Annotated in this window: 24 protein-coding genes; 10 read left to right on the forward strand and 14 right to left on the reverse strand. The window is 70.2% G+C overall.

The window, feature by feature from the left end:
- Window positions 1-12: 12 nt before the first annotated feature.
- Window positions 13-351 carry a DUF7471 family protein gene (locus P1K31_RS00950; protein WP_276304405.1) on the forward strand — a complete coding sequence of 113 codons (339 nt, stop codon included), beginning with the start codon at window positions 13-15 and terminating at the stop codon, window positions 349-351.
- Window positions 348-857 carry a winged helix-turn-helix transcriptional regulator gene (locus P1K31_RS00955; protein ID WP_276304406.1) on the forward strand — a complete coding sequence of 170 codons (510 nt, stop codon included), beginning with the start codon at window positions 348-350 and terminating at the stop codon, window positions 855-857. Before P1K31_RS00950 ends, P1K31_RS00955 begins: the two co-directional genes overlap by 4 nt.
- Window positions 858-872: 15 nt before the next feature.
- On the opposite strand, the gene P1K31_RS00960 is transcribed toward P1K31_RS00955, so the two are convergent.
- Window positions 873-1,319 (reverse strand): universal stress protein, encoded by a 447-nt coding sequence (locus P1K31_RS00960; RefSeq protein ID WP_276304407.1) that lies wholly within the window; start codon window positions 1,317-1,319, stop codon window positions 873-875.
- A 107-nt stretch (window positions 1,320-1,426) separates the two neighbouring features.
- Window positions 1,427-2,683: an inorganic phosphate transporter gene (locus P1K31_RS00965; RefSeq protein ID WP_276304408.1), complete on the reverse strand. Its 1,257-nt coding sequence runs from the start codon at window positions 2,681-2,683 to the stop codon at window positions 1,427-1,429.
- A 69-nt stretch (window positions 2,684-2,752) separates the two neighbouring features.
- Here P1K31_RS00965 and P1K31_RS00970 point away from each other — a divergent pair, with 69 nt between their 5' ends.
- The 3 genes from P1K31_RS00970 (at window position 2,753) to P1K31_RS00980 (ending at window position 5,308) form a co-directional block, all read left to right on the forward strand.
- Complete coding sequence (locus P1K31_RS00970; protein WP_276304409.1) at window positions 2,753-3,016, forward strand: hypothetical protein; 264 nt, start codon at window positions 2,753-2,755, stop codon at window positions 3,014-3,016.
- 199 nt (window positions 3,017-3,215) lie between these two features.
- Window positions 3,216-3,821: a TetR/AcrR family transcriptional regulator gene (locus P1K31_RS00975; RefSeq protein WP_276304410.1), complete on the forward strand. Its 606-nt coding sequence runs from the start codon at window positions 3,216-3,218 to the stop codon at window positions 3,819-3,821.
- Entirely contained in the window at window positions 3,818-5,308 is a 1,491-nt protein-coding gene (locus P1K31_RS00980; RefSeq protein WP_276304411.1) for an MATE family efflux transporter, read from the forward strand. The genes P1K31_RS00975 and P1K31_RS00980 overlap by 4 nt, the downstream gene beginning before the upstream one ends.
- Here P1K31_RS00980 and P1K31_RS00985 read toward each other — a convergent pair.
- From P1K31_RS00985 to P1K31_RS01020, 8 genes are all read right to left on the reverse strand, one after another.
- Entirely contained in the window at window positions 5,228-5,920 is a 693-nt protein-coding gene (locus tag P1K31_RS00985) for a PT domain-containing protein (RefSeq protein WP_276304412.1), read from the reverse strand. The two genes, P1K31_RS00980 and P1K31_RS00985, sit on opposite strands and share 81 nt — an antisense overlap.
- Before the next feature lie 135 nt (window positions 5,921-6,055).
- A complete protein-coding gene (gene carB / locus P1K31_RS00990; RefSeq protein ID WP_276304413.1) occupies window positions 6,056-9,343 on the reverse strand; it encodes a carbamoyl-phosphate synthase large subunit in 3,288 nt (1,095 codons plus the stop codon).
- A gap of 241 nt (window positions 9,344-9,584) precedes the next feature.
- Window positions 9,585-9,809, reverse strand: coding sequence for a hypothetical protein (locus P1K31_RS00995; RefSeq protein WP_276304414.1), 225 nt, complete (start codon window positions 9,807-9,809; stop codon window positions 9,585-9,587).
- 81 nt (window positions 9,810-9,890) lie between these two features.
- Entirely contained in the window at window positions 9,891-10,421 is a 531-nt protein-coding gene (locus tag P1K31_RS01000; RefSeq protein ID WP_276304415.1) for a DUF5815 family protein, read from the reverse strand.
- A gap of 50 nt (window positions 10,422-10,471) precedes the next feature.
- Window positions 10,472-10,693, reverse strand: a complete 222-nt coding sequence (locus tag P1K31_RS01005; RefSeq protein WP_276304416.1) for a hypothetical protein — start codon at window positions 10,691-10,693, stop codon at window positions 10,472-10,474.
- 81 nt (window positions 10,694-10,774) lie between these two features.
- On the reverse strand, window positions 10,775-11,629 hold the full coding sequence (locus P1K31_RS01010; RefSeq protein WP_276304417.1) for a DUF7847 domain-containing protein: 855 nt from the start codon (window positions 11,627-11,629) through the stop codon (window positions 10,775-10,777).
- Window positions 11,630-11,681: 52 nt separating this feature from the next.
- The gene (locus P1K31_RS01015) at window positions 11,682-12,095 is read right to left on the reverse strand and encodes a DUF7124 domain-containing protein (protein WP_276304418.1); all 414 of its coding nucleotides are present in this window, start codon (window positions 12,093-12,095) and stop codon (window positions 11,682-11,684) included.
- Window positions 12,096-12,192: 97 nt separating this feature from the next.
- Window positions 12,193-13,455 (reverse strand): NAD(P)/FAD-dependent oxidoreductase, encoded by a 1,263-nt coding sequence (locus P1K31_RS01020; RefSeq protein WP_276304419.1) that lies wholly within the window; start codon window positions 13,453-13,455, stop codon window positions 12,193-12,195.
- A 129-nt stretch (window positions 13,456-13,584) separates the two neighbouring features.
- On the opposite strand from P1K31_RS01020, the gene P1K31_RS01025 reads away from it, so the two are divergent.
- Window positions 13,585-14,184: a DUF6149 family protein gene (locus P1K31_RS01025; protein ID WP_276304420.1), complete on the forward strand. Its 600-nt coding sequence runs from the start codon at window positions 13,585-13,587 to the stop codon at window positions 14,182-14,184.
- A gap of 45 nt (window positions 14,185-14,229) precedes the next feature.
- On the opposite strand, the gene P1K31_RS01030 is transcribed toward P1K31_RS01025, so the two are convergent.
- Window positions 14,230-15,573 carry an NAD(P)/FAD-dependent oxidoreductase gene (locus P1K31_RS01030; protein ID WP_276304421.1) on the reverse strand — a complete coding sequence of 448 codons (1,344 nt, stop codon included), beginning with the start codon at window positions 15,571-15,573 and terminating at the stop codon, window positions 14,230-14,232.
- A 39-nt stretch (window positions 15,574-15,612) separates the two neighbouring features.
- Complete coding sequence (locus P1K31_RS01035; RefSeq protein ID WP_276304422.1) at window positions 15,613-16,515, reverse strand: acetamidase/formamidase family protein; 903 nt, start codon at window positions 16,513-16,515, stop codon at window positions 15,613-15,615.
- A 159-nt stretch (window positions 16,516-16,674) separates the two neighbouring features.
- Between P1K31_RS01035 and P1K31_RS01040 the strand changes: the two genes are divergently transcribed.
- Window positions 16,675-17,553, forward strand: coding sequence for a homoserine kinase (locus tag P1K31_RS01040; protein WP_276304423.1), 879 nt, complete (start codon window positions 16,675-16,677; stop codon window positions 17,551-17,553).
- Here the strand turns inward: P1K31_RS01040 and P1K31_RS01045 are convergent.
- Window positions 17,544-18,071 carry a hypothetical protein gene (locus tag P1K31_RS01045; protein ID WP_276304424.1) on the reverse strand — a complete coding sequence of 176 codons (528 nt, stop codon included), beginning with the start codon at window positions 18,069-18,071 and terminating at the stop codon, window positions 17,544-17,546. The two genes, P1K31_RS01040 and P1K31_RS01045, sit on opposite strands and share 10 nt — an antisense overlap.
- A 228-nt stretch (window positions 18,072-18,299) precedes the next feature.
- On the opposite strand from P1K31_RS01045, the gene P1K31_RS01050 reads away from it, so the two are divergent.
- The 3 genes from P1K31_RS01050 to P1K31_RS01060 all read left to right on the forward strand — a co-directional run bounded on the left by P1K31_RS01050 (window position 18,300) and on the right by P1K31_RS01060 (window position 21,758).
- Window positions 18,300-19,397, forward strand: a complete 1,098-nt coding sequence (locus P1K31_RS01050) for a glycosyltransferase (RefSeq protein ID WP_276304425.1) — start codon at window positions 18,300-18,302, stop codon at window positions 19,395-19,397.
- A 63-nt stretch (window positions 19,398-19,460) separates the two neighbouring features.
- Window positions 19,461-20,654, forward strand: a complete 1,194-nt coding sequence (locus P1K31_RS01055; RefSeq protein ID WP_276304426.1) for a Gfo/Idh/MocA family protein — start codon at window positions 19,461-19,463, stop codon at window positions 20,652-20,654.
- A 246-nt stretch (window positions 20,655-20,900) separates the two neighbouring features.
- Window positions 20,901-21,758 carry a universal stress protein gene (locus P1K31_RS01060; protein WP_276304427.1) on the forward strand — a complete coding sequence of 286 codons (858 nt, stop codon included), beginning with the start codon at window positions 20,901-20,903 and terminating at the stop codon, window positions 21,756-21,758.
- 92 nt (window positions 21,759-21,850) lie between these two features.
- On the opposite strand, the gene pdxS is transcribed toward P1K31_RS01060, so the two are convergent.
- Window positions 21,851-22,759, reverse strand: a complete 909-nt coding sequence (gene pdxS / locus P1K31_RS01065) for a pyridoxal 5'-phosphate synthase lyase subunit PdxS (protein ID WP_276304428.1) — start codon at window positions 22,757-22,759, stop codon at window positions 21,851-21,853.
- Window positions 22,760-22,953: the final 194 nt, after the last annotated feature.

Here is a 22,953-nt window from a genome sequence, read left to right on the forward strand (position 1 = left end):
CGAGGTGGACCGATGAGATCGCAGGCGTGGCTGCACGCCGGTCCGTCGGCGGACGCGGATCTCGCGTTCGCGGCGGTGCTGACGCTCGCCACCCTCGGTTCGGCGGCGCTGTTTGGCCTCGGCGTCGCGGCGTTTCTCAGGCGGCAGTCGCGGTCGTACCTGCTCGTCGCCCTCGCGCTCGCCGCGCTGCTCTCGCGGTCGGTCGTCGCGGGGTTCGCGATCACCGGCCACGTCTCGGCGTCGGAGCATCACCTGCTCGAACACGCGCTCGACGCGGTGATGGTCGGCCTCGTCGTCGGCGCGGTCTACCACGCGCGGACGGTCGCCCGACGGTTCGATCACGATCCATGACACGCCAGCGAACGCGGATCAGAACGCACGTGCGGTCCAACCCCGGCGTCCACTTCAACGAGGTCGTCCGAAACCTCGACCTCGCGCCGGGGCAGGTCCAGTACCACCTCAGACGGCTGCTCGGCCAGGGGGCGGTCGTCGAGGCGCGCCTCTACGGCCAGACGCACTACTACCCGCCGGGGTACGAACCGTGGGAGCGTGCGGCGCTCGCGCTCCTGCGGCGCGAGACGGCCAGGGACGTCGTCCTCCACGTCCTCGAGCACGGTCCCGTGGCCCCCGCCGCGGTCGCGGACGCGCTCGGCATCGCCCGGAGCACGCTCGAGTGGCACCTCGATCGCCTCGCGGAGCGCGACATCGTCCGGAAGGTCCGCGACGACGGCCGGGTCACGCTCGTCGTCACCCGCCCGGAGGCGACGGCACGCCTGTTCTCGCTCGTCTCGCCGTCGCTCCCCGAGCGGATGGTCAGCCGCTTCGCCCGCCTCGTGGACGGCCTGCTCGACGAGTAGCGCCCGCGACGGTCGTCACCTGACGACCGTCACCGGAACCGGCGAGCGCCGGACGACCGTCTCGGCGACGTCGCCGAGCAGCAGCTTCGAGAGGTCGCGCTTCCCCCGGCTGGCGATCACGACGTGGTCGACGTCGCCCTCCTCGACGTACCGCAGTATCCCCCGGGAGGGCTGGCCGAACCCGACGACGCTCGACACCGCGTCCGGGTCGTCCGCTCGCCCGCGGAGTTCCTCGTGGGACTCCCTCGCCTCCTCGCGCACGTTCTCGTACCACTCCCCGGAGAACGCGGGCATCCCCGCCTTCCCGAGCGGCGACTGGTACCCCGGCTTCTCGGGGTCGACGTCGAACGGGTTGATGACGGTGATGAGCGTGATCTCGTCGTGGGGGAGGGTCAGCGCGTACTCGAACGCCGCCGCCGCCTGCTCCGACCCGTCGGTCGGGACGAGGATGTGCTCGCCCATGGGGGCACTACGATCCCGCCGCGCTAAACGCTTCGTCACGGACCCGTGGCCTCCCCGATCGCGCCTCCGGCCCGCGGAACCCGAGCGCCGGCGGTCCTCGCACGGGCTCACAGCACGAACGCGAACAGGAGGTACGACCCGCCGGTCGAGAGGGTCGGCGACAGGATCCACAGCAGGACGATGCGGCCCGTCGCGGCCGCGTCGAACAGGTCCGCGCCGACGAGGTCCTCGACGTTCTCCTCGCCGATCGGGGCGACGCTCGACGGGGCCTCTTCGCGCGCGACGGGCGGGACGGGGTTCGCCTCCCCCGCGGCGAGGTCGCCGACCGTCGGTCCGGGCGGCACGTCCGCGTCGGCGTCGGCGACGAGCGCGCCCGCCGAGAGGTCCGGCCCGCCCTCGCCGTGGAGCGCGGTGCTCGCGGCTTCCGCCACCGTGACCGCCCGGCTGGCGCGCCCCCAGCCGAGGCCGATGATGCACGACGTGGTGCTGACCGCGAGGCTCGCCGGGACGCCGAACCGCGAGAGCACCGTGATGATGGTCGCGCCGATGGCCGAGACGACGAGCGCGGCCAGGATCGGCAGGTCGGTGATCCCCTCGCCGATCGTCGCGAGCGTCCGACGGGCGATGGTGAACCCGCCGAGACCGATGGCGACGATCGCGAGGACGACGCCCTGGTCGATCGTGACGGCCCCGTTCCCGACCAGCGGCGCGATGACGTTCGCCACGTTCGACGCGCCCGCCGAGAACGCCATGTAGCAGGCGATGACGAGCACGAGCGACGCGCCGACGACGTTGCGACCCGTGACGTCCTCGCCGAGCGCCGGGCGCGGCACGCGCCCCGAGCGGTCGAGCCTGAACAGGCCGCTCTCGATGCGGCCGAACGAGAAGCGGGCGTCGAGGTGCGGGTAGACGTACCGCCCGACGATCACGCCGACCCAGAACGCGGTGAGGGGAGCGACGATCCACGCCGAGACGATGACGAACATCTCGGCCTCGTTGAGCGTGCCGGTCGCGAGGCCGAGCCCGGCGATCGCGCCGACGGCGGTCATCGAGGTCGACGAGGGGACGCCGAAGAGGTTCGAGATCAGCAGCGCGACCCCGGTGAAAAACAGCACGGCGATGCTCGCCTCCAGGGTGAACTGGCTCGCCGGGACGATCTCGCCGCTCATCGTCTCTACGACGTTCCGTCCCACGGTCCAGCCGCCCCAGAACGCGAAGGCGGTGAACAGCGCCGCCGCGCCGGCCTTCCCGACGAGGCGGCTTCCGACGGCGGGACCGAAGGCGACCCCCGTCGAGGACCCGCCGATGTTGTATCCGACGAACGCGGCGACGAACAGGCCGACGACCAGCAGTGCTTCCACCATCTCTGCGTCTCTGCCGGGAATTGAGCGCCCAGCCACATTTCCCTTCGCTCGCTCGACACTGACACTACCGTGAACCGACCGAAAGCCGTCGGCCCGCTGATCGTGGAAGTGTCCGACGAACAGGCGTTCCTCGCGTGGTCCCTGCTCCCGCCCGTCGGGTACGCCGCGGATCCGTCGTTCGCGGCCCACCCCTCGGCGATCGAGCCGACGCCGGCGTTCCTGCTCGAACTCGGGCTGTTCGCCGCCGCCGGCCTCCGGGTCCGCGACGGCTGTCCCGGCGTGCGCGAACCCCTCATCGCGCTCGTCGAACGTTTCCGACCGCCGGACGAGTGATCGCGGCCGATCCGGCCGACCGCGACCGCGACCGACGACCGACGACCGACGACCGACCGCCGATCGCGAACGCCACCAGACCACGGTCCGGCCGCGGTCCGTGATCGTGCGTCGGACTGACGTACCGCTCGCCTATCACGATCCGAACATATTTAACTGACCGGCCAGTCAGTTAGGGTGACGACCGGCCCCCTCCACCATGACCGACGAGACGATAGACGAGATCATGGGCGCGACCTACCGCGCGCTCTGCAAGCACGGCTACGCGTCCCTGCGGATGCAGGACATCGCGGACGAGTCGACGAAGAGCAAGGCGACGCTGCACTACTACTACGACAGCAAGCACGATCTGCTCTGTGCCTTCCTCGAGTACCTCTACGACTCCTTCGCCGAGCGGATCGCGGAGCCGACGGGCGAGGACCCGGTCGAGGAGCTGACGGCGCTGCTCGACTGCCTGCTCACGCCGAGAGACGAGAACACCCACCAGCAGTTCCAGACGGCGATCCTCGAGATCAAGGCGCAGGGACCGTACGACGAGACGTTCCGCGAGAAGCTCACGCGGTTCGACCGCCTGATGCACGATCGCATCGAGGGCGTGCTCCGCGAGGGTGTCGAGTCGGGCCACTTCGCGGCCGACGTCGACCCCGACGGCACCGCCGAGTTCCTGGTGACCATCCTCAACGGTGCGCGGAGCCGCTACGTCGCCGTCGAGTACCCCCTGGACGGCACGCGCACCATGCTGCGGCGGTACGTCGAGTCGTCGCTACTCGCCGACGGGAGCGGGCGGGAGGTCGTCGCCGAGTGAGCGCCCGCGATCGGCTCGGGTCGCTGTTCAAGGACCGCGAGGAACTCGACCTCACGTCGGGGAGCATCGCGAAGCCGCTGCTCTACCTCTCGGTCCCCATCGTCATCACGAACCTCCTGCAGACGGCGTACAACCTCGCGGACACGTTCTGGCTCGGCCAGTACAGCACGAACGCGCTCGCGGCGATCACGTTCGCCTTCCCGATGGTCTTTCTGCTCATCGCGCTCGCGCTCGGGCTGTCGGTGGCTGGGAGTGTCCTCGTCGCCCAGCACACCGGCGCGGAACAGCCGCTGCGGGCCGAGTACGCCGCCTCACAGACCGTCGGGTTCACGGTCGTCGTCTCGCTGGCGCTGGGCGCGCTCGGCTACCTCGCCGTCGAGGACTTCCTCCGGATCCTCGGGGCGGCACCCGAGGTCGTTCCGCTGGCGACGGGCTACATGCAGGTGTACTCGCTCGGCCTGCTGTTCGTCTTCGGCTTCGCCGTGTTCGTCTCGCTGATGCGGGGCTACGGCGACACCGTCACCCCCATGCTCGTCATGTTCGGGTCGGTCGTGCTCAACATCGCGCTCGACCCGATCTTCATCTTCGGCTTCGAGGACAACCCCCTGTTCGGCTACCTGGGAGCGCGCGGCCTCGAAGCGACCCTCCTCGCCCGGACCGGGTTCACCGGTGCGGGCATCGAGGGGGCCGCCGTCGCGACGGTGCTCAGCCGCGCGCTTGCGTTCGCCGTCGGCCTCGCGATCATGTTCCGGGGAGCGCGCGGCGTGCGGATCCGCCCCGGCCAGCTCCTGCCGGAGCGGCGGTACGCCCGGAGGCTCCTCGACCTCGGGGTGCCCGCGAGCGTCGAGGGGACCGGCCGCGCGCTCTCGGTGAACCTCATGCTGTTCATCATCGCCGCGTTCCCGACGACGACGGTCGCCGCCTTCGGCATCGGGACGCGGGTCTTCTCGGTCATCTTCCTCCCCGCCATCGCCTTCTCGCAGGGCGTCGAGACGATGACCGGCCAGAACATCGGCGCTCGGAACCTCGACCGCGCCGAGCGGACGAACCACTACGGCGCGAAGGTGATGCTCGTGACGCTCACGGCCCTCGGGGTCGTCATCTTCCTCGCGGCCGCCCCCATCTCGGCCGCGTTCACCACGAACCCCGAGGTCGTCGCCGTGAGCACGGAGTTCCTCCGCATCACCGCGCCGACGTTCGGCTTCATCGGCGTCATGCGCTCGTACAGCGGCGGGTTCCGCGGGGCCGGGAAGACGCTCATCGCGGCCGCCGTCGCCATCGTCATGCTCGGGGTCATTCGGCTGCCCCTCGCGTGGATCGCGGCGAACGCGCTCGGCGAGTTCGGCCTCTGGGTCGCGTTCGCCGTCTCGAACGTGGCCGGCGGCGTCGCCGCGTACCTCTGGTTCCTACGAGGGACCTGGCGCGACGCGGATCTCACCGAGTCGTTCGACGGCGCGCCAGCCGTCGAAGCCGCGGGCGACGACTGAGTCCAGCAGCGAGTCGGTCGTATTGTTCGTCCCGTCGGTGCTGTTCGTCCCGCCGGCAGTCGTATTGTTCGTCCCGTCGGAGCCGTTCGATCCGCCATCCCCGTTCGTCCCGTCGGTGTCGTTCGTATCGTTCTCCGGCGGCGTGGGTTCGGGGGTCGGTTCGGGCGTCGGCTCCGGTGTCGGCTCTGGCGTGGGTTCCTCGGTCGGCTCCTCGGTCGGCTCCTCGGTCGGTTCTTCGGTCGGTTCCTCGGTCGGTTCTTCGGTCGGTTCCTCGGTCGGAGTCGTCCCGTTCGCCGTCGTGTCGTTGGTCGCGTTGGTGTCGTTGGTAGCGTTGGTGGCGTTCGTCGCGTTGGTCGCGTTGGTGGCGTTGCCCGCCCCACCGAAGAACGACGGGAGCACCCAGAGGCCGATGGCGGCGATCGCGATGAGGAGCACGACGACGGCGACCAGGATGACGGTGATACCGCCGATGTCCTCTAGGATCGACTCGTCGTCGTCTCCGCCTCTTCCTCCGCCTCCACCTCTGCCACCACCTCCACCGCCTCCACGCGACGGCGAGCGCGACGATCGAGAGGTGCGCCCCGGCGGTCGGCGCGATTTGTCGGAACTCATTGTCCTGAGATTGGTCGAAGTAACGGATAACGATTTTTGCCGTTCGTGTCTGCCCATCGACCCGTTACGGTTCGCTCGACGGAGGGCTTCCGGACGTCGCCGCGGTCGTCCCCGTCTCCGCCCCGTCTGTCCCGCCTACTCCTCCTTCGGCTGTCCCCAGCGCTCGGCCCGCGTCGGCCGCTCGTCCACGCTCTGTACGTCGAGCGGGTCGTCACGGGCGCGGATCGCGTCGAGCGCGGCGGCCGCGCTCGCGGCCGTGGAGAAGTACGTGACCGCCTCCTCGACGCACGACTCGAGCGTCGGCCGGTCGCGCGAGACGACGAGGTCGATCTCGCCCCCGCGGACGGCCTCGCGGCGGGCCTCCTCGCCCTCGATCTCGCGGACGTCGAAGAACTCCTCGAACCCCTCCACGTCGAGGTCGACGATCGCCGTTCCCTCCGTCGGGACCGGCCGGTCCGTCGCGTCCTGCGCCTTGCCGTAGGCCTTACCGAAGGACCGCGCGGTCCCCATCACCTCGCCGGTGGACTTCATCTCCGGGCCGAGGCGCGGGTCGGAGCCGGGCAGGCGGTCGAACGGGAGGACGACCTCCTTGACGCTGGTGTGGACGGGCACCCGCTCCTCGGCGTCGAGGTCGGCGAGCGACGCGCCCGCCATCACCTTCGCCGCGAGCTTTCCGATGGGGACGCCCGTCGCCTTCGAGACGAACGGAACGGTCCGCGAGGCGCGGGGGTTCGCCTCCAGCACGTACACCTCGTCGCCCTTCACGGCGAGCTGGACGTTCAGCAGGCCGACGGTCTCGAGCGCGCGGGCGATCTTCTCGGTCACCTCGCGCACGCTACGGTTCACCTCGCGGCCGAGCGACCGCGGCGGGATGGCGCACGCGGAGTCGCCGGAGTGGACCCCGGCGCTCTCGACGTGCTCCATGATCCCCCCGACGAGGACGTCCTCCCCGTCGCTCACGGCGTCCACGTCGAGTTCGACCGCGTCCTCGAGGAACTCGTCGATCAGGATGGGCTTCTCGGGGCTGACGCGGACGGCCTCCTCGATGTAGGTCGAGAGCTCCTCGTCGTCGTAGACGACGTCCATCGCGCGGCCGCCGAGGACGTACGACGGCCTGACGAGCACCGGATAGCCGATCTCGTGGGCGAGTTCGAGCGCCTCGGCCTCGCTGGTCGCCGTGCCGCCGCGGGGCTGGCTGACGCCGAGGCCGTCCATCAGGCGGTTGAACCGGTCGCGGTCCTCCGCGAGGTCCATCGCGTCGACGCTCGTCCCGAGGACCTCGCAGTCGAGGCCCCGACGCCGGAGTTCCGTCTCCAGCGGCGCGCCGATGTTCACGGAGGTCTGCCCGCCGAACTGGACCATCACGCCGTCGGCCCCGGTCGCCTCGACCACGTCGGCGACCTCCTCGGCGGTGATCGGCTCGAAGAACAGGCCGTCGGAGGTGTCGTAGTCAGTCGAGACCGTCTCGGGGTTGTTGTTCACGACGTGGGCGTCGATGCCCATCTCGCGGAGCGCGCGCACCGCGTGGACGGCGCAGTAGTCGAACTCGACGCCCTGGCCGATCCGGATCGGGCCGCCGCCGACCACGACGACGCTCTCCACGTCGCGGTCGACCCGAAGTTCGCCGGCGGCCGCCTCGCCCTCGTACGGACCCCGGAACCACTCGGGCTGGCGCGAGGAGTAGTAGTACGGGGTCGAGGCGGCGAACTCGCCGGCGCAGGTGTCGACCTGCTTGTACGTGCGCCCGGGAACGTCGGCCTCCACCTCGTCGACCGTCACCCCCGCGCCGTCGGGGCGCGCCTCGGGCTCCGCGTCGTCCGGGGCGACCGTCGGGAGCCAGGAGGCGTGCGTATCGACGAACTCGCCGCCGGCCAGCGCCGCGACCTCGTGGTTGGTGAAGCCGGCGCTCGCGGCGGGCGCGAAGTCGCCCCGCGAGGCGGCCTCGGCGACCTCGACGACCCGCGCGAAGCGCTCGACGTACCACGTGTGGATGCCCGTCATCTCGACGACCTCCTCGACGGTGTACCCGCGCTCGAACGCCTCGAACACGGCGTACGGGCGGTCTGGCGTCGGCGTCACCAGGTAGTCGGCCTCGAGTTCCTCGTCCTCCACCGTCGACAAGTCGACGTTCGGCTCGTACTCGCTCGACCGGAGGGCCTTGAGCAGCGACTCCTCGAAGGTCCGTCCGATCGCCATCGCCTCGCCGGTGGACTTCATCGCCGTGCCGAGCGTGAAGTCCACGTCGCCGAACTTGTCCTTGGGCCAGCGGGGGACCTTCGTGACGACGTAGTCGATGGCCGGCTCGAAGGCGGCGGTCGTCTCGCCGGTGATCTCGTTTTCGATCTCGTGGAGGCGCTTCCCGAGCGCGACCTTCGCCGTCACGCGGGCGATGGGGTAGCCGGTCGCCTTCGAGGCGAGCGCGGAGGAGCGGGACACCCGCGGGTTCACCTCGACGACGCGGTACTCCCCGCCCGGCGTGCCGTCGTCTCGCCAGGCGAACTGGATGTTACACCCGCCCTGGATCCCCAGGTCGCGGATCACGTCGAGCGCCGCGGTGCGCATCTCCTGGTGGCCGTCGTCGGGGATGACCTGCGAGGGGGTCACGACCATCGACTCGCCCGTGTGGATGCCCATCGGGTCGAGGTTCTCCATGTTACAGATGATGATGCAGGAGTCGTCCGCGTCGCGCATCACCTCGTACTCCAGCTCGATCCAGCCCGCGATCGACTCGGTGATGAGGACCTCGTTGTTGCGCGAGAGGCGGAGGCCCCTCCGGACGCGCTCGTACAGCTCGTCGATGTCCTCGACGACGCCCGACCCGCTCCCCCCGAGCGTGTAGGTGGTCCGCGAGATGACCGGCAGCCCGCCGACCGACTCGACGGCCTCGTCGACGCGCTCGCGGAGCGCCACCTCGTCGAGGTTCGTCACCGACTCGCCCTCGTCGAGCGTGATCGTCGTCGAGCGCGGGACGGGCTGGCCGATGGCCTCCATCCGCTGGCGGAAGAGGTCGCGGTCCTCGGTCGCGTAGATGGTGTCGAGCGGCGTCCCCATGATCTCGACGTCGTACTCCTCGAGGATGCCCTCCTCGGCGAGTTCGGCGGTGACGTTCAGCCCGGTCTGACCGCCCAGCCCCGCGATGACGCCGTCGGGACGCTCCTCGCGGATGATCTCCGCGATGGCCTCGGTCGTGATGGGCTCGATGTAGACCTTGTCGGCCATCTCCGGGTCGGTCATGATCGTCGCCGGGTTCGAGTTGACGAGGACGACTCGGGCACCCTCCTCCTCGAGGGCGCGGCAGGCCTGCGCGCCGGAGTAGTCGAATTCCGCCGCCTGCCCGATCTGGATCGGGCCGCTACCGATGAGCAGTATCGTCCGGTTCTCGGACTCCGCCGGGGAGCCGTTCGAGGTGTCCTCGTCGCTCATTATCCCGTCGAACTCGGTACATCGTAATAAACCCGGCGAAAAGCTACGAATAACGAAATGGAGTTACGAATTTCGGAAGCCGGACGAGACGGCGTCGCGCGTCGCCGTACGTCCACCGATTCGGGGATACGGCCGAGGGATCGACGCCGCTCGGCGCGAAACCTCTCGATCGTGAAGTGCAGAGGAGCCGTCGGCCGCGCGCGGGCGAGGGCGCTCCGCGGCGCGGTTTCGACGTCGCCGGTCAGTCGCGATCGACGACGCGGTAGCGGTACGGTCGGTCCCGGACGACCTCGACTTCGTCCCCCTCGCGTCGGCCGAGCACCGTCGCGACGCGGTGTGCGCTCTCGAACGACTCGCCGTGAGTGTCGAGGAGCGCGAGGATCTCGCGCGCGGTCAGCGGCTCTTCGTGGTCGGCCTCCGCGAGGACGGATCGAATGCGTTCGAACTCGCCTCGGCGCGAGTGCATAGACGGGTACACTTCCCATGGAGTGATAATAGTTCGCCCGGGCGGGACGCGGTCGGTTTCGGCGGTCTCGTCCGACCCGCGTCACGCCGGCCGGTCGAACTCGTCCGCGAAGTCGCGCTGGGCGCGGTACTCCTCGACGAACGCGCTCACGTCGAACTGGAGCATCTGCTCCTCGAACTCGGTTACGGCCCTCTCGTCGCTGGCGTGGCTGACCGCGTGCTCCATCAGTTCGACGAGCAACTCCACGACGATCTCGTGCAGGCGACGGGCGTCGAAGTCGGTCACCCACACCAGCGCGAAGCCGACGTGGCCGTCCTCGCTCGTGTCCCGACTGACGACGGCCTCGGGGAACTCCTCCAGGACGATCCCCATGACGTGCATGGTGTCGAAGTCGTCGCCGGTGGAGGTCTCGACCGTCTCGCACAGCACCGCGACGAGGTCCTCGGGAACCCACCGACTGAGCGGGTGCATGTCCATCACGACGGCGTGCGTCGCGCCGCAGGAACAGGCGAACTCCCGCATCCCCATGTCGAGGTCGTGCACGGCGACGGACTCGCCGCAGGGCAACGACAGTTCGGCGCCACGGCCGCCCGGCACGCGGGGCTCAGACATAGCCGAACGTAACGGGGACTCGCTGTTAAGTACCGCGCTTGCGCCGCGGATCAGCCCTCGTCGTCTTCCTCCTCTTCGTCTTCGTCCTCGTCTTCCACCTGGTCTTCCTCATCCCCGTTGCTCTTCTCCTCTTCGTCGTCTTCGTCGTCTTCGTCCTCGTCCTCCTCGACCGTAATCTCGACCTCCACCTCGATCGAGAGGCCGTCGACCTCGAGTTCGGCCTCCGCCGTTCGGGTCTCGCCGACTTCGATCTCGAGTTCCTGCTCGTCCACTTCGACTTCGACCTCGACGTCGACGTTCGTTCGGTCTCCCATGCGCCGCCGATACGTCGCCGCGGAAGTAAGTCGTTCCGCCTACCGGACCGGGTCGTCCCACTCGTCGGCGTCGGCGAGGCGGTCGTCGTTCGCCCGCCCGGCGTCGCCGCGCTTCTGGGCGACGAGCTGCCGGTAGGCGTCGGCCGCGACGGCGCTGGCGAACACCCCGACCCCGGCGCTGACGACCGCGTTCGCGACGTACGCGAGGACCGGCGGGAGGAAGACGAGGACGATCCCGAGGCCCGAACTGACGAGGACGCCGACGATGAACAACGCGAGCGCCAGCACGAACAGCGCCAGACGGTCGCCCCGCGCGAGCGACCAGCTCCCCACGAGCGCGTCGACGAAGTTCTTGTCCTCGACGGCGATCTCCTGGCGGACGAAGAAGAGGCTCACGGCGAGGAACGCCGCGAGGACGGGGCCCCCCACGAGGAGGCCGACGAGCCCGACGACGAACCCGACGGCGACGACGAGCGCGACGACGACGAGCGCGACGACGCCGTTGACGACCGCGAGTGGGAGGTTCCGCGTCGGCTCGTACAGCGTCTCGGTCGCGTCGCTGACGAACGTCCGATCGGCGACGACGCGGGCCGCCTCGCTCAGGACGAACCCCGCGAGCGCCAGGGCGACTGCCGCCCCGATCGGCATCGGAACGACCGGATCCACGCTCGGGACGCTCTGCCGGATCTCCCGGGCGGCCGCCGGGTCGCCCTGCTCGCGAGCCGCCTCGATCGCGATCTCGCTGACCTGCCGCGAGACCTCGCTCGCGACGACGTCGCCCGCGAGTCCCGAGACGATTCCCAGCGCCGCGAAGAGCGCGAGGAGGAGCAGGCCGTTGCGCTCGAACGCCCGGCTCGCTCCGTCGGAGAGCGCCGAACCGATATCCAGGGCCATACCGAACTCGGATCGGGAAAACCTATAAAGATTCAGTTATATTCCGGCCGACCTACGGCCAGTCGTCGCGCTGCTCCCCGCTCGCGGTCGTCGGGGGGTCCTGATCCCCGACGGTCCACCCGGCGGCCTCGGCGGCCGTTTCGAGGGGGAGGAACTCCCAGCCGACCTCCTCGGCGAGCGCCTCGTCCTCGTCTGTCGTTCCGACGAAGACGTGGCGGTCGGTGTCGAACTGTCGCTTCACGTTCTCCAGGCTCTCGCGCTTGCCGCGCGGCCCCGAGAAGAAGTCCTGGCGGATGCGGTTCTTCCGGGTGAAGTTCGTCACCACGTAGGTCGGTTTCTCGCTCACGACCCCGAGGTACTTCGTCCACGTTCGCGCGTCCGTGAACACCGCCTCGGGGTCGGCGAGTCGCTGGAGCGCCTCCAGTTCGAAGGCGAGCGTCATGTCTGCGGAGCCACCGCCGTTCATATATATCCCTTGCTCGCCCCGCGCAAAACCACTTCGGTACGGTACTCGACCGTCCGGCAGGGTGGGAGGTCGGACAGGTGACGTCCCCGGATGTGGTTCAGCTCGAGGCTTCGGGGGCCTCGAAGTTCTCGAGGTCGATCGTCTCCTCCAGGAGTAGCTCCTTCGTGTCGCTCACGTCGACGCGGTCGCGCGCGAGTCGCTTCAGCTTCGACTGCGGCGCGAGGTCGCCGATGAGGACGCCGCCGACGACCCTGCCGTCCTTGATGGCGACGCGGCGCCACTCGGTGTCGGAGTACTTCCGCTCGACGCTGTCGTCGCCGATGGTCGGGTGCCCGAAGGAGAGGAAGGGGAAGTCGAAGTGGGTGATGGAGTACGAGGAGACCCACTCGAAGGTCGCCTCCTCGCCGTCGCCGCGCTGATCGTGGACCATGTTCGCGCCCGCGATGGAGCCCTGCTCCTTGGCGCTGCCCCACGCGCCGTTCTGGGCCATCTCCTCGATGAGTACGTCGTAGAAGTAGGTGAGATCGCCCGCCGCGTAGACGTCCGCCACGTTCGTGCGCATGTGTTCATCCGTGACGACCGAGCCGTTCTCGGTGCGCTCGATGCCGCTGCCCTGGAGGAACTCGGTGTTGTAGTTCAGGCCGATGGCGACCCCGACGAAGTCCGCGTCGAAGCGCTCGCCGTTCGGGTCGACGACGCCCGTAACGCGGCCGCGGTCGTCCACCTCGAAGCGGTCGACGCCGCTGCCGAAGACCGGGGTGACGTCGTTCTCGCGGAGCGCCTCGTGGATGATCCCCGCGCCCTCCTCGCTGAGCGCGTAGCGCCACCACGCGTTGCCGCGCATGAGGTAGTGCGCGCGCACGTCCTGCGCGCCACAGATCGCCGCGAGGTCGATGCCCAGCAGCCCCGCGCCGATGACCGCGCCCGTCTCGGCGCGCTCGGCGTGCTCCTTGATCGCGCGAGCGTCCTCGAACGTCCAGAAGTGGTGGATCCCCCTCGCGTCGCTGCCGGGGACGGGAAGCTGGGTCGGGGTGCCGCCGGTCGCGATGAGGAGCGTGTCGTACTCGATCGTGTCGCCTCGGTGCGTGTGGATCTCGTGGGCGTCGGTGTCGATGCGGGTTACGTGGGTGTTGAGCTGGAGGTCGACGTCCCGGTCGGTGTACCAGTCCTCGTCGTGGATCGAGATCGGGCCGGGGGGCATCTTCCCCTTCGCGAACTCCTTGATGAGAATACGGTTGTAGAGGGGTTCGCCCTCGTCGGTGATGACGGTGATGTCGGCGTCCGGATCCGCCTCGCGGACGGTCTCCGCGGCGGAACTCCCCGCGATCCCGTCACCGATAATTACGTGCGACGTACCCATGGCGGTCGCTAAGTCTGCCCCCTTAATGTGGGTTGCTATCCGTCCAGTTCGTGCGCACGACCGGCACACGGCGACGCCTTCCGGGCGCTCGCCCAACGTTCATTAGCTCCCCGTTCGTACCGAACGTCGATGAAACTCCGACAGAACCCCCGTCACTGGGCCGCGAAGAAGGCCCTGACGACCCCCGGCGTCGGCGCGGTCGCCACCTACGGCCTGGTGAAACTCCACACCGGCATCTTCCTCCGGAAGGCCGACGAGGCCCACCGGGAGGAGCGCCGGGACCACCTCGACGGGTTCTTCGACGCCACGATGGACGCCTACGTCGCGGCGCTCTCCGCGGACTACTCGGAGGCCGAGGCGCGTGAGATCACCCACCTCCAGGCGAACTTCGACTTCTTCAACCACGGCTGGACCGAGATGATGGAGATCCCGGCCGAGGAGTTCGAGGAGCACTACCGCCGCTACGAGGCGTTCTTCCAGCGCCACGGGATCACCATCGACGATCCGCTCGGCGAGTTCCGCCCCGCCGACGGCGTCCCCGAGGCCCCGGCGACGCCCGGAAAGCTCGACGACCCCGCCTACGAGAACGCGGTCGCGGGCTTCTCCGACGACGTGTACGTCGAGGACGAGACGGGCGAAGTGACCGTCGGCGGGGGCGAGGAACCGGCGGGCGTGAGCGCTCGAGACGCGCCGGGGGTGGGCGACGCGGACGACGCGGACCAGGACTGAGCGAGGGCTCCCTGACGAGCGAGGGGGCCGACGACCGCCCCGATCTCAGTCCGCGCGTCGAACCGTTTCGACCGTCGCGTCGCGTCCCCCCGCAATCCTGTTCGCGCACTCGTAGCCGGCCCGTACCGCGCCGTCGAGCGACCGCTCGGGGTACTGCGCGCGACTCGCCATCCCTGCGTAGTAGAGTCCCTCCGCCACCTCGTCCGCGAGGTCGCACGGCACGACCGCGTCGAGGTAGCCCCGCTCGTAGATCGGCGCGGTGCGCGGGTGCCGCGCCACGCGGAAGTCGGTCACCGTCCCGCGGTCGAAGCGGTGGAAGAGGTCCTCGATCCCCGCGAGCCAGCGCTCGCGAAGGGCGTCGTCGTCGAGGGTCCAGATCTCCTCGGTCCGATCCTGCACGTAGCTCGCCACGTAGAGGAGGTGCTCGCCGCCGTAGCGCTCCGGCGGGACGAAGTTCGTGTGCTCGACGAGCGCGCCGAAGGGCGCGTCGTCGGCGACGTTGAGCCAGTAGGTGTCGGTCAGCGCCTCCTCCATCGTGAGGAGCGCGCAGACCGAGCCCTGGAAGTCGATCCCGCAGCGGTAGTCGGCGAGCGCCGTCAGCACGTCGGGCATCGTCGCCACGATCACCGCCTCCGCGTCGTGGGTCTCCGTCCCCGCGTCGGTCTCGACGGTCAGCGACTCGACGCGGTCGCCGTAGTCGAGTCCCGTCACGCGTGCGCCCGTGACGACGTTCTCGCGGCCGACGGCCTCGACGAGCGCGTCGAGCAGGACGCCGAATCCCCCCTCGACGTAGCCGAGGATCTCCCCGCGGAGGGGGTCGCGCTCGCCGCGGAACCGGATCCGGCCGAGGAGCCACGCGGCGCTCACGTCCTCCCTCCGCGAGCCGAACTTCGCCTCGAGCAGCGGCTCGAAGAAGTGCTCGTAGACGCCCTCGGTGGCGTGTTCGAGCAGGAACTCCCGAACGGGAACGTCGTCGAAGGCCGCGAGGTCGTCGTAGGCGTGCCGCCGGGGGCGGCCGCCGCGCACGTCGACGCCGAGCGCGAGCAACCCCAATCGGAACGTGTCGTAGAGGGTCAGGTCGGGGTAGGCGAGGAGCTCCCAGGGCGCATCGAGCGGGTGGATGGTCCCGCCCGCGTAGTAGGCGTTCTTCCCGACGCGCCACTCGATCCGGTCGCCGACGCCCACCTCCTCGGCGAGGTCGACGACTGCCGTCTCCGACTTCGAGAGGTGGTGGTAGAAGCGCTCGACGGGGTCGCCGGCGGTCGGGTACGTCGCGGCGAGGCCGCCGACCTCGGGGGCCGCCTCGAAGACGCGCGCGTCGTAGCCCGCCCGACGCAACCGGTAGGCGGCCGACAGCCCGGCGAGGCCGCCGCCGACGATGCCGATCATGACGGGGGGTTTCGAGGTCCGCCGTATGTGCCTTTCTCTTCAGTCCAGCGGGTCCGCGAGGTACCCCTTGGGGACGGCACAGCGGACGGTCTTCAGCGGGTCGACGACCTGGCTGATCTCGAGGTCGGCAATCAGGCTGGCGAGCAGGTAGGCGTCGGTGAACTCGCCGCCGTGGGCCCGGGCGAGCGCCTCGCTCGCGTCGCGGACGGCCAGTTCGCAGGCCGTCTGGAGCGTCTCCGCGCTGGCGAGGAACGTCCAGGCGTCGTCCGTCTCGATCAGCGGGCGCGAGAGCGGGGCGTCGCCGACGACGCCGAGGGTGACGTCGATCTCGGTGGCGATCTCCGCGCCGGTGCCGCAGTGCTCGCCGTCGGCCATCGCGGCCTTGCAGTCACCCATCGCCAGCAGGCCTCCCGGCTGGAAGACGGGGAAGTAGACCGTCGCCCCCGCCCGGAGGTCGGTCGTGTCGAGGTTCCCGCCGTGGTCGTGGGGCACGAGCGTCGTGTACTCCTCGTCGGCGGTAGCGACGCCGATCGTCCCGATGCAGGGGTCGAGCGGCACCGAGAGGTCGCCGAACCGGAGCGCGCCGTCCTCGACCGGCGTGACGCGGGTGTGGGGGTGGGCCACCTCGGGGTCGTCCCGCAGGAGTCCGAAGCCGGGGATCGTGACGGCGCGGCCGCGGTCCTCGGTCGGACGGATCGCCTCGATCTCGACCCGGAGGGCGTCCCCCGGTTCGGCCCCCTCGACGGCGATCGGTCCGGTCGCGGCGTTGACCTCCTCGGGCACCGACTCCATCAGGTCCCCGTCGCGCTGGACGGCCCCCTCGAGGCTGTCGCGCGTCTCGACGGTGAGCGCGGCCCTCGGCTCGACGGTGACGGACGGCTCGAGGTCGGGCGAGAAGGCGTAGACGACCGACGAGTCGTCTATCGTGTGTCTATCTGTCATGCGTGCTCGTCCTCGTAGCGGAGCACCATGAATACTCCCAGATCAGGCCGATCCGTCCCGAAAGCGTTCGACCGGAACGTCGGTGACGTCGTCGTAATCGCCGTCGCCGCCGCCTCGCACTCCGCTAGGTTTTTCTCTCCGCTGTTGGAAGCGGAAGTCATGCTGATCGTCCGGGCCCCCGCGACGAGCGCCAACCTCGGGAGCGGGTTCGACGTCTTCGGCGTCGCGCTCGACCGCCCGGCGGACGTCGTCCGAGTCGAGAAGGCGGAGCGGACGACGATCGAGGTGACGGGCGTCGGATCCCGGTACATCCCCGAGGACCCGAAGCGCAACACCGTCGGGGCCGTCGCCGAGGCGCTCTCCGCGCCCGCCCGCATCCGGATCGACAAGGGCGTGCGCCCGGCGTCGGGGCTCGGTTCGTCCGCGGCCTCGGCCGCCGCCGCCGCGGTCGCCCTCAACGAACTCTACGACCGCGGCCGCTCGCGCGAGGAACTGGTCCCCGTCGCGGCCGAGGGCGAGGCGGTCGTCTCCGGTGCGGCCCACGCCGACAACGTCGCCCCCGCCATCCTCGGCGGGTTCACCGTCGTCACCGAGGAGGGCGTCACGCGCGTCGACGCCGACCTCTCGCTCGTGGCCTGCCTCCCGGACATCGTCGTCTCGACGCGCGACGCCCGCAGCGTCGTTCCCGACCGCGTGGCGCTGACCGACCTCGTCGAGACGGTCGGCCACGCGGCGACGCTGGTCGCCGGGATGGCCCGCAGCGACCCGGACCTCGTCGGGCGGGGGATGGCGGACGGGGTGGTCACGCCCGCCCGCGCCGACCTCATCGACGGCTACGACGAGGTGTGCGCGGCGGCGCGCGACGCGGGCGCGACGGGGGCCACGATCAGCGGCGCGGGGCCGACGATCCTCGCCGTCTGCCGATCGGGTACCCAGCGCGCGGTCGCCGTCTCGATGATCGAGGCGTTCGAGGAGCGGGGCGTCGAGGCGCAGGCCTACCGGACCGGCGTCGGGGACGGAGCGACGATCTACCGGTAGGCCGAGCGCACGTGGCCGTACCCCGCGCCGAGCATCGGTCCGTAGAGGAGCGCGCCGAGGACGCCCGCGTCGATCAGGGGGACGGCGAGGCCCGTCACGGCGGCCGCCAGCGGCGGGAGGACGAGGTACAGCGCGATGGCCACGACGCCGTAGAGCGATCCGAGTCCCGCGCCCGCGGTGGCGAACGCGGAGCGCTCCATCAGCGGCTGGAGGACGCGCCGGAGCGCGGCGGACTTCGCCGTCAGTTGCATCGTCCGCGCGAGGTACGCGTCGAGCGTCAGGGCGGCGACGGGGGCGAACCCGATCCCGAGCGCCGTCCCGAGGAAGAGCCAGGCGAGGAGCCCGAGGAGCGTCGGTGCACCGGGGGCGAGCAGCGCGCCGACCGTCCGCACCCGCGCCGGCGCGAGCGCCAGCAGGACGCTGGCGAAGATCAACCCCGCGAGGGTGCCGCTCAGGAGCGCCGCGACGTACTCGTCCCGTTCGAGGATCGCGAACTCGTACCGTTCGGTGAGTGTCATGATTCTTCACTCGAATCGATCCCTCATGAATTACACGGATACGGCAGGCTGGAACCCGACGACGGACCGCCCGACAGGCCCGGTAAGGCGGGCGAACTCGACTGCGCGTCCGCCCCCGACGCCGCCGCCTCCCCTCAGCGGCGTCGGCGGCGCGGTAACAGCCCACGGGGTGTGAGATTCCCACCAATAAAAACTTATTATCGGCGCTAATCGAGGGCTTATACGAGCGTGTTGGGGGAGAGTTCACCGGAGCAGCAGTCGGTGCTGATGTATCCGGATTACACGAGCAGCAACTCCTACCAGCGACAGCTTCGAGACGAGTTGGTCGACAACGGCTACGACGTTCACCTGAGCCAGTGCGATCGGCCCTTCCCGCTGCTCGAGGCGGTGTACCGGCAGGGTCGCCCCGACGTCTTTCACGTCCACTGGCTCCACCGGTACTTCGTGACCGAGCGGCCGGTGGTGACCGCGATCCTGGGGGTCCGACTGCTGGTCGAACTCCTCGTCTTGCGCGTGCTGGGTATCGAGATCGTCTGGACGGTGCACAACCTCGCCGACCACGAACGGCGCTCGCCGCGCATCGAGATGGCGGTCCGTCACCTCACGGCGCGGCTCTGCGACCGCGTCATCGTCCACTGCGATAACGCGCGCGACCTCGTCGTCGAGGAGTATCGCCTCCCCGATAGCGTCGTGGAGCGCATCGAGGTCGTCCCGCACGGCAACTACATCGGGAGCTACCGGAACGAGGTCGACCGGGCGACCGCCCGCGAGGCGCTCGACCTGGACGAGGACGCGCGCGTCTTCCTCTACTTCGGGCTCATCCGACCGTACAAGAACGTCCGCAAACTGATCCGGACGTTTCGGGCCGTCGAGGACGAGGACGCCCGACTGCTGGTCGTCGGGAGCCCGTGGAACGACGCCCTCCGGGACGAGATCCTCGACCTCGCCGCGATCGACGAGCGCGTGCGGCCCGTCCTCACCTTCGTGCCGGACGAGGACATCCAGCTCTACATGAACGCCGCGGACGTGGCCGTCTTCCCGTTCGAGGAGGTGCTCACCTCCGGGACGGCGCTCCTCGCGATGTCGTTCGCGCGCCCGGTCATCGCCCCCCAGCGCGGGTGCGTCGCCGCCCTGCTGGACGAGGAGGGCGGCTTCGCGTACGACCCCGACGAACCGAACGGGCTGCGCGACGCGCTCCTGGCCGCCCTGGACGCCGACCTCGACGGGATGGGGGCGTACAACTACGAGAAGGTGAGTCAGTTCGACTGGGGCACCATCGCGCGGAAGACGGCCCGCGCGTACCGGCGCGGCGCGGCGGACCGATAGTCGTCACCTACTCCGGTTAGTCTCGTCATAGTCATGTCCGTGGGAATCTAGCGGTGCCCTACAATGGGATACCGCGTCGCGATCATCGGAACGGGAGCGAACCCGGAGAGGAAGGGCCGAACCGGCTACGCGATGGCGTACCGCCACGCGCCCGGCTACCGGCGCCTCGACGACTGCGAACTCGTCGCGTGCGCCGACATCGTCCGGGAGAACGCGGAGGCGTTCGCGGATCACTTCGACATCCCCCCCGGTAACGTCTTCGAGGACTACGAGGAGATGCTCCGGGCGACGGAGCCCGACGTCGTGAGCGTCTGCGTGCCGCCCGCGATCCACGCCGAGATCGTCGTCGGCTGCGCGAAGAGTGGCATCCCGCGGGCGATCCACTGCGAGAAGCCCATGGCGACCACCTGGGGCGACTGCAAGCGCATGCTCGAGGCCTGCGACGACGAGGGCATCCAGCTCACCATCGACAACCAGCGCCGCTTCGGCGAGCCGTTCCGCGAGGCGAAGTCCCTTCTGGAAGACGGGACGATCGGCGACCTCGTTCGGATCGAGTGGGCCGAGGACAACCTCTTCGACGCGGGCGTCCACCAGTTCGACCTCTGCAGGTACTACACCGACGACGCCGAGGCGGAGTGGGTGCTCGGGGGCATCGACTTCCGCGAGGAGAACGTCTGGTTCGGCGCGCACAACGAGAACCACGGCTTCGTCCAGTGGAAGTACGAGGACGGCGTCTACGGCGTCGCCGCCACCGGCGACGGCAAAGACATGATCGGCTGCTACCACCGCCTCGTCGGGACCGACGGCGTCGTCGAGATGGGCGTCGACGGCGGCCCCGCGCTCCGCTACCGGAAGGACGGCGGCAAGTGGAGGGCCGTGAGCACGGACGACAGCATCCACGCGCCCAGCTACGGCAAGGCCCGCGCCGGGGTGATCGCCCTCGCCGAGCGCCTCCCCGGCGTCTCCGCCCGACGGTTCAAGGAGACGACCTTCTACGAACGGGCCATCGAGGAGGTCGTGAGCGCGCTCCGCGAGGAACGCGAGCCCGAGATCTCGGGGCGGAACGCCCTCGCCGGGACCGAACTGGCCTTCGCCGCGTGGGAGTCCTCGCGCCGACGCGGGCGCGTCGACCTCCCGCTGGACATCGAGGACAACCCGCTCGAAGCGCTCATCGAGGGCGAGAACGGGAGCGCGTCCGACGCCGACGGGGGCGACGCGAGCGAGGACGCGGCCGAGACGCCGGCCACAGAGCAGTAGCGTCCGTCCGACCCGAACCGCGAGGCGGGCGGCGTACCGCCCGACCCTTCGACGCCTGCTCTCGCTCAGAACTCCGTCACTCGCCGTCGACTCGATCGGGACGTTCGCGCCCCAGTCCCGCGATCGCGCCGATCACCACCGTCGGCGCGTCTCGACGGTCCCGAGTCGCCGCCCGCGACGACCGACCCACCGTCCCCGACGAACACTGATTACCGCGCGCGCCCAAGTACCACATCACGTTTCCCCATGTTCGAACGCGTCCTCTTCCCGACCGACGGCAGCAGCGGGGCAGCAGTCGCCATGGACCACGCGATCGCCGTCGCCGATCGGTTCGACTCGACCCTCGTGGTCCTCTCGGTGGTGGACGCGCGCTCGCTCGACCTGGGGCTCGGCGAGGGCGAGTTGCGCGACCGGGCCGAGGACGTCGTCGCGTCGGTCGTGGAGCGCGCCGTCGACGAGGGCGTCACCGCGGCCGGCGAGGTCGACGTGGGGATCCCGGACCGGCGCATCCGCGAGTACGCGGCGGCCAACGGCGTCGACCTCGTGGTGATGGGTACCTACGGCAACACCGGCGTTCGGCGATACCTCCTCGGGAGCGTCACCGAGAAGACGGTCCGCCTCTCCGACGTCCCGGTGCTCACCGTCCGGTCCGACGACGCCGACCCGCACGTCCCCTACGATCGCATCCTCGTGCCGACCGACGGGAGCGAGCGGGCCGCCGCGGCAGCAGAGTGGGCGTCGGCGCTCGCCCGGGCCTACGACGCGACGGTCCACGTCCTCGCGGCCGCGGACACGTCGGCGGTCGGGTTCGACGTGCGGTCGGAGCTCCTCCTCGAAACCGTCGAGACGTCGGCCGAGGAGGCGGTCGCGGACCTCGCGGCGACCCTCCGCGACGACGGCGTCACGGTGGAGACGGCCGTCGAACGGGGGCCGCCCCACGGAGCGATCCTCGACGCGGTCGACGAGAACGACATCGACCTCGTGGTGATGGGAACCCGCGGGCGCAGCGGCCTCGACCGCTACCTCCTCGGGAGCGTCACCGAGAAGACGGTTCGGACCTGCCCCGTCCCGGTGTTGACCGTCCGGACGGCCGGGTCGGAGTGAGCGGCGGGGACCGCAGACCGGCAGCGTCGGAGAGCGCCGCCGCTCCGCTCCCGGCGTCGGGGGGATCCGTCCGTCCACCCGATCGCCCGCGGTCAGACGCCGCGGCCCTGCAGCTTCTCCTCCTCGCGCATGCCGACGTTCGACTGGCCCTTCATGCCGCGGCCGATGCCCGTGGCGATCTCGGCGAGCCGCTCCGGGTCGTCCCACTCGTTGACGGCCTCGACGATGGCGCGGCCCATGGCCTCGGGGTCCTCCGCGCCGAAGATGCCCGACCCGACGAAGATGCCGTCGCAGCCGTGGTGCATCATGAGCGCGGCGTCGGCGGGCGTGGCGATGCCCCCGGCGGCGAAGTTCACCACGGGCAGGCGGCCCATCTCGGCCGTCTCGTGAACGAGGTCGGCCGGGGCTTCGTGCTCGCGGGCCCACCTCTCGCGCTCCTCCTCGGTCTTCCCCTCGAGTTCCCGGACGGCGCTCTTGATCGCGCGCTGGTGGGTGACCGCCTGGTTGACGTCGCCGGTGCCGGCCTCGCCCTTCGTGCGGATCATGGCCGCGCCCTCGTCGATCCGCCGGAGCGCCTCGGGGAGGTTCCGCGCGCCACAGACGAACGGCGCGGTGAACGCCCGCTTCTCGATGTGGTACTCGTTGTCGGCGGGGGTCAGGACCTCCGACTCGTCGAGCATGTCCGCGCCCGTCGCCTCGAGGATCTGGGCCTCCGTGACGTGCCCGATGCGACACTTGCCCATCACGGGGATCGAGACCTCGTCGATGATCTCGCGGAGCGCGGCGGGATCGGCCATCCGGGCGACGCCGCCGCGCTTCCTGATGTCCGCCGGGACGGCCTCGAGGCTCATCACGGCCACCGCGCCCGCGTCCTCCGCGATGCGCGCCTGCTCGCGGGTGACGACGTCCATGATGACGCCCCCCTTCTGCATCTTCGCGAACCCGCGCTTCACGAGGTCCGTCCCGCGCTTCAAGTCCTCCAGGTTCGTCGCGTCGCTCATGTCCGATCCTGAGGACGGAGTGCACTTAACGCGTGCCCTTCGACCGTTCGAACCCGACGGCGCTCGGCCGCGACTTCCGGCCCTCGTTCGACGACGCTTCCCGTCTCAGGCGAGCGGGAACCCGCGTACGGAGGGGTGTTCGCCCCTGCCCCGGAGGAGGTACCCACCGCCGCGGCTCGCCGCGCGAAAACGCG

Source organism: Halomarina halobia (genome assembly GCF_029338575.1).
Lineage (GTDB): Archaea > Halobacteriota > Halobacteria > Halobacteriales > Haloarculaceae > Halomarina > Halomarina halobia.